Here is a 5734-nt window from a genome sequence, read left to right on the forward strand (position 1 = left end):
GTCGAGTCCCTATTCCCCGTGTTGCCCACGGAAGAAGCCCTCCGGGTACAGCTCACGCGTCTGTTAGCCACGCTCTGGACGAAGCGCTGGCTCAAGACCCCACCCAAGAAGCGCAAAGTCCCCGTACTACGCATACCGATTCGGGGAAATCAGACCTCAGTCTACCGCCTCGTAGCTGCGTATAACAAACAAAGAGTGAAACCCTCTTCCCAATGACCTTTACAGCAGTGGGCTGGCCCCTCTTCCCCAGCCCCTAGTCTCAAGCCCCGAGTCTCCAGTGAGGCGGAGCGGGAGGCGTAGGAGTGTTTTCATCGAGCGCTGGCGATTTCGCGTCAGCAGCAAACGAAAGCCTTTGAACTCCGCGCGGCCCTGAGTCTGAGCCGGTTGTGGAAGCGGCAAGGCAAACGTGACGCTGCGTTACAATTGCTCTCTGAAGTGTATGGAAAATTTACCGAAGGGTTTGCAATGCCGGATTTACGGAGAGCGCGGGTAATGTTGAGACAATTGAGTGATTGAGTCAGTGAGTCATCGGGTGATCGAGCAACTAAATCGGGTGATCGGGCGATCAGGTCATCGGGCCATTGAAAAGAAGAAGCAACCTACTGAAGCTTTCAATCTTCAATTCCTCAATCACCCGGTGGCGCGATCACCCGATGACTCAATTCATCTACTGTCGCAACCCCGCCTGCTGCATGAGCGGCATCACCCGTTCGCCGAAAAACTTGATCTCCTCGTTGTAATCGAGCCAACAGAGGATCATGCCTTCGATACCGATCTTGGACATCTTCACTAATTCCTCGGTGACTTGCTCTGGTGTACCGACCATTGGATAGCCGCCCCAGCCCGCAATGAAGTGTTCAGCGTATTTGGTGAGATGTTCTTCACTAAACGAGCCGCTCTGAAGTCCCAGTAGATTGAGGATGCCACGGGTCGCTTCCCAATCGCCTTTCTCGACGATGTAGTTGTACATTTGGCGGGCTTCCTTCTCAGTCTCGCGACAGACAACCAGGCCATAGCTCATCATACCGATGTCACGCTTGTACTCTTCGCGTGCCAATCCTTTGACGTCGTCGACAACCTCTTTGCCATGTTCGAGGGTGTCAACCGCGATGAAGTTGAAATCAACCTCGCGGGCTGAGAAGTCTTTGCCTGCTGGCGAGAACCCCGCATTGATGATGACAGGGTAGGGCTGCTGCACTGGTTTGGGCAGCATGTAGCCATCTTTGATGTTGAAGAACTCACCGTGATGATCAAAGTGTTGTTCAGACCATAAACGCTTGATGACGTGAATCCACTCGCCAGCGTGACGATAACGGTCATCGTGCGGCATCTGCGGCGCACCGAACATTTCCATTTCTGGCGTGAACCACCCACACACAATGTTCAAACCCCACCGACCTTCGGAGATGTTGTCGATGGTTGAGCCTTGTTTGGCCGCGACAATTGGATGCATAGTCGGGACATGCGACGTAGAGAATAACATAATGTTATTGGTCTGCGTCGCCATGGCCGTAGCCCAGGTGTAGGTTTCCATGCAATCGCCGTTGAAATCGGTCGTACCGCCAAACCCACGCCAGCGGCCTACCGGTACGAGCAACTCGAATCCCAGCCGATCGGCTTTCTGCGAGATCTCGACGTTATGCTTGTATGTCGGTTTGAAGGTCGTCTCCGCATGCGTGATGGTACAGCCATTACTGCAGTTCTGCCCGAAGATACCCAGCTTCATTTTATTGGCGTTGTACACGGAGATGTGTTTGCGACGATATTCTTGGAGTTCAGTTGCATTCATAGGATGCTTTCCTTTATGGTCCTGAGCTATGGCGCAGCTCGATATCTATGTCTGCACGAAGAGCAAATGTACTGCGAAACGTGTGCAGGTCAAGATGCGCGCGACAGATTCTGCACCTGGCTCTTATAACGGCCCTATGCTGTTAGAGGCAATCCGTGAATTGGTAGAGCAGCGGTCACAAACTGCCTGTGTTTTTGTGCACGAAGTCGCGTGTATGGCTGGCTGTCCAGTTGGTCCGCGAGTGGATATGGTGTGTGACGAGCAACGAGTGATGTATTTCAATCGCCAACGACCGACAGGAAGAACTGACATGGTAACGTGGCAGTCAGTGGAGAGTGTGGAGCAGGAGATTTGGCGTTGCCGCAGTCTACGAACGTAGGCCGGGATAAGGCTGCAGGCCGTTCCCGGCGCGCGGATGCCGGAAACGCTTCGCTTATTCCGGCCTACGTTCTATTTCTTCTTCGGAGCCGTCTTTTCTAATAACTGGATATCGCCTTGGTCTTTGGCTCGATTGGCTGCACGTTTGTTCTTTATCAATAAATCACGACTGATAAGAGAAACCTTCACGCCAGAAATGTCTCCCGTTTCTCGGCTCTGCCACGCCTCCTCAAACGTCACTCCACTAATGCCTGTAAGCAAGTCGATGCGATTCGGGGCTACGCCAAGCTGGACGACGTAGTCTTCTTGTAAGAAATCTTCTTGCTCAATTCCGGTGTTGCCAAAGCCGAATGCACGGATGACTTCCATTAACTTCTTCGCATTTTCAGGATCATGCGCGACGAAGACATCGAAGTCGCCTGTATAACGCGGGCGACCGTGAAACGCCAAAGCCCAGGCGCCAACGATCACGTATCTAACACTCTTCGTGTTCAGCAAGTCGATGAACTCGCGCACATCGTTCGATAGTTGCCGCATCGGGATTCTCGGGCATGATTAATTCGAGAAGCATCTGAAGCTTGTCGTTGCCGGATAATGCTTGGTATTCGGCGTACTCGGCCTCTTCAGCTTCAGCGAAGGAACGGAATTTTCGTACAACCTTTTGCATGCTCATTTATACCCGCCAATAGTGGACGATGTTACCACGTCTGAGAAAGAAAGGGGAGATGAAGAAGGGCGTTGCGGCCTGCCGGAAACGCTTCGCTTATTCCGGCCTCTGTTCTGCTTCTTCCCAAAATGAATGAAGTTGACTCGATTGCCTACGGATCGTATGACAGAAGACATGACAAAAACGATTTCTATTCGTATCGATGAAGAGCTTCTGCATGCTGTCGATGTGGCTGGTGAGGACGATAACCGTGGGCGTTCTGAGGTCATTCGTGAAGCGCTTGAGGCATGGCTAAAACAGCGCGCCTTAGGGGAAAAAGTACGACGTCACCGCGAGGGCTATGCGCGTCATCCGGTTGCTCCTGACGAATTTGCCTCTATCCTGAAGGCGCAAGTATGGCCGAAGTAAATCGTGGTGAAATCTGGCAATTTGAATTTGCTCGTCCTCATAAACGTCGTCCAGTTTTAGTCCTGACACGACAAGAGATCCTTGGGCATCTGCATAGTGTCACTGTCGCGCCGATTACGACGACTATTCGAGGGATTCCTTCTGAAGTCATAATTGGGCCGGAGTGTGGATTGAAAACCACATCGGCTATTAACCTTGACAATGTTGCAACCGTCCCCAAAGATGAGTTCCGTGTATTCGTTGGTACTGTTTCTCCACAAGTGACGCTGGCAATTCGCGAGGCATTACTTTTTGCGCTCGGTTTCGATAGTTAATCACTTTTACTTTATGAAGGAGGGCATTAGAGATGCTCGATGCACCAAACCAATGGCGGTTAGAAACCCCTGGACATGCAGGCTGGGAACGCACCGCTCGGCCCAATGATCCCAACAAGTATTTCATGGTCTCGTGTGATAGCCACACCAATGAGCCCGCCGATCTGTGGCGGCAGCGTTTGGAGGCGAAGTATCTCGAACGCCTGCCCAAGATCGAAGTCGATGAGAACGGCGTGAAGTGGCAAGTCTCCGAAGGCTGGCAGAAGTCGCGCTTGCACGACACCGTGTTCCACGGTGAAGACCTCGAACGCCAGAAGTCTGGTGCTGATCCCGAACAGCGCCTCAAAGACATGGCGCGTGATGGTGTCGATGCCGAGATCATCTTTCCCAACAAAGGGCTGATGATGTGGGCGACACCGGACCCGCAATTCGCCATGGCGCAGTGTCGTATCTACAACGACTGGGCGTGGGAAACCTTCGGCAAGTACAATGATCGTATGTCACCGATGGCGGCGGTTGCGACAGGTGAGCTCGAAGGTTCAATTGCTGAAATTCATCGCGTGGCCAAGATGGGCTATCGTGGCTTGACGTTACCCTGCAAACCGATCTTCGGTGGGTACGATGCCAAGCAGCCGAACTATAATCTGCAAATGTTTGACCCGTTGTGGGCAGCGATTCAGGAGACTGGGCTGCCGATTACTTTCCATATCTCTACTGGCCGCGACCCGCGCGTGGCCCGCAAAGATGGCGGCGCCGTGATTAACTACGTGTCACATTCACTGGCGCCGACGGTGGAACCGATCGCCAATATGTGCGCCTCTGGTGTGTTGGAGCGATTCCCGCAACTCAAATTTGCCGCGATTGAATGTGGCATTGGTTGGGTCGCCTGGGCAATCAGTGCGATGGACGAAGCCTACAAGAAACATCACATGTGGAGATGGCCGACGTTGAAGAAGCTCCCGAGTGACTACTTCCGTGAACACGGCTATGCGTCGTTCCAGGAAGATCAAGTTGGGATTGATCTCGCGGTGAAATATAACCTGGTGGGTAACTGTTTGTGGGCCAATGACTACCCACATCACGAAGGTTCATGGCCGCACTCGGCTGAAGCGATCGAACGGCAGATGGGTGACCTGAGCGATAAGAACCGCGCCAAGATTCTTGGACTCAATGCGGCGAAGCTCTTCAAGTTTGAGGTGCCGAAGGTGTATCTTGCGAATTACGGTGAGACGCTGCACTAACTTTCTGTTATTCGTGACGAAAACCGCCGGGGAATAAATTCCCCGGCTACCTTCATTGTGTCACTCTGTGACACAGGACTCTCCCTTTTATTTCCTCCCGAAACTGCCGATCTCCGTACTTTGAGGTGGTCACACACCAATCGTTTTTATGGGGGAGTCCACTACCATGGACAAACGCTATTCATTCTCAATTGATACAACTCGCCGGTTAATGAAATTTAGAATGTGGGGGTTCTGGGAAGAGGCGGAAGGCAAAGAGTTTGCCAAGGATTTCAACGCACATGTCGATAAAGTCAAAACCTTGGGAGAGGGATTTTACGTTGTCGTTGATGCGTCAAATTATCCAGTCCAGCGCAAGGAAATACAGGATGTCCATCAAGCTGGCATGCAATACGCCGTGACGAGTGGCATGAAAAAATCAGCGAATGTGGTCGGCAGTGCCGTCTCACGTTTGCAACTGCGTCTATTATCGCAGAATGCTGATACCACCAAGTTTGGCTGGTTTCAGACCGAAGCCGAAGCTGAGCAGTGGATCTTTTCTTAGAGGTATGGATCAGCCCCCTACACATTTACAGTCGACACGCCAGTCGATGGTAGTGGTCAGCGGAGCCTGACGGACGTTGGTTGCCATATTGAGGCATTGTCTCTGTCCACCGCAGGTATCCCGCGTACACACTTCTGTGTCATCGAGACGGGTCACCGCTGTGACTCTCCAGCCGTCTGGTTGTCCCAAATTCTGCGGCCATTGGACCGTCAGCGTAAAGGGTCCGTTGGCGCCAAAGGGGCCTGATACTCCAACGGACTGGTTTCCTTTTCGCTCCACCAACTTCCCAATCGCGAGGACGTGGGTGGGGTCCCTAAGGCCGCCTGCACTCCCTCTTCCTCCACCCGCCGCTTCCAGCGCGCAATCGTCCGGGTACTACAATACAACACTCCC

Annotated in this window: 8 protein-coding genes; 5 read left to right on the forward strand and 3 right to left on the reverse strand. The window is 52.7% G+C overall.

What is annotated here, in order from left to right; all coding sequences use genetic code 11:
• Positions 1-667: 667 nt before the first annotated feature.
• On the reverse strand, positions 668-1789 hold the full coding sequence (locus FJ147_26640) for an LLM class flavin-dependent oxidoreductase (GenBank protein ID MBM4259464.1): 1122 nt from the start codon (positions 1787-1789) through the stop codon (positions 668-670).
• A 28-nt stretch (positions 1790-1817) separates the two neighbouring features.
• On the opposite strand from FJ147_26640, the gene FJ147_26645 reads away from it, so the two are divergent.
• Complete coding sequence (locus FJ147_26645) at positions 1818-2168, forward strand: hypothetical protein (GenBank protein MBM4259465.1); 351 nt, start codon at positions 1818-1820, stop codon at positions 2166-2168.
• 71 nt (positions 2169-2239) lie between these two features.
• On the opposite strand, the gene FJ147_26650 is transcribed toward FJ147_26645, so the two are convergent.
• A complete protein-coding gene (locus tag FJ147_26650; GenBank protein ID MBM4259466.1) occupies positions 2240-2704 on the reverse strand; it encodes a hypothetical protein in 465 nt (154 codons plus the stop codon).
• Between the two features lie 262 nt (positions 2705-2966).
• On the opposite strand from FJ147_26650, the gene FJ147_26655 reads away from it, so the two are divergent.
• The 4 genes from FJ147_26655 (at position 2967) to FJ147_26670 (ending at position 5341) form a co-directional block, all read left to right on the forward strand.
• Positions 2967-3242, forward strand: coding sequence for a ribbon-helix-helix protein, CopG family (locus tag FJ147_26655; GenBank protein MBM4259467.1), 276 nt, complete (start codon positions 2967-2969; stop codon positions 3240-3242).
• Positions 3230-3556: a type II toxin-antitoxin system PemK/MazF family toxin gene (locus tag FJ147_26660; GenBank protein MBM4259468.1), complete on the forward strand. Its 327-nt coding sequence runs from the start codon at positions 3230-3232 to the stop codon at positions 3554-3556. The genes FJ147_26655 and FJ147_26660 overlap by 13 nt, the downstream gene beginning before the upstream one ends.
• A 32-nt stretch (positions 3557-3588) precedes the next feature.
• Positions 3589-4797 carry an amidohydrolase gene (locus FJ147_26665; protein ID MBM4259469.1) on the forward strand — a complete coding sequence of 403 codons (1209 nt, stop codon included), beginning with the start codon at positions 3589-3591 and terminating at the stop codon, positions 4795-4797.
• A gap of 166 nt (positions 4798-4963) precedes the next feature.
• A complete protein-coding gene (locus FJ147_26670; protein ID MBM4259470.1) occupies positions 4964-5341 on the forward strand; it encodes a hypothetical protein in 378 nt (125 codons plus the stop codon).
• A 9-nt stretch (positions 5342-5350) separates the two neighbouring features.
• On the opposite strand, the gene FJ147_26675 is transcribed toward FJ147_26670, so the two are convergent.
• A complete protein-coding gene (locus FJ147_26675; GenBank protein MBM4259471.1) occupies positions 5351-5620 on the reverse strand; it encodes a hypothetical protein in 270 nt (89 codons plus the stop codon).
• Between the last annotated feature and the right edge of the window lie 114 nt (positions 5621-5734).

It is taken from the genome of Deltaproteobacteria bacterium (assembly GCA_016874775.1).
Lineage (GTDB): Bacteria > Desulfobacterota > Binatia > Bin18 > Bin18 > VGTJ01.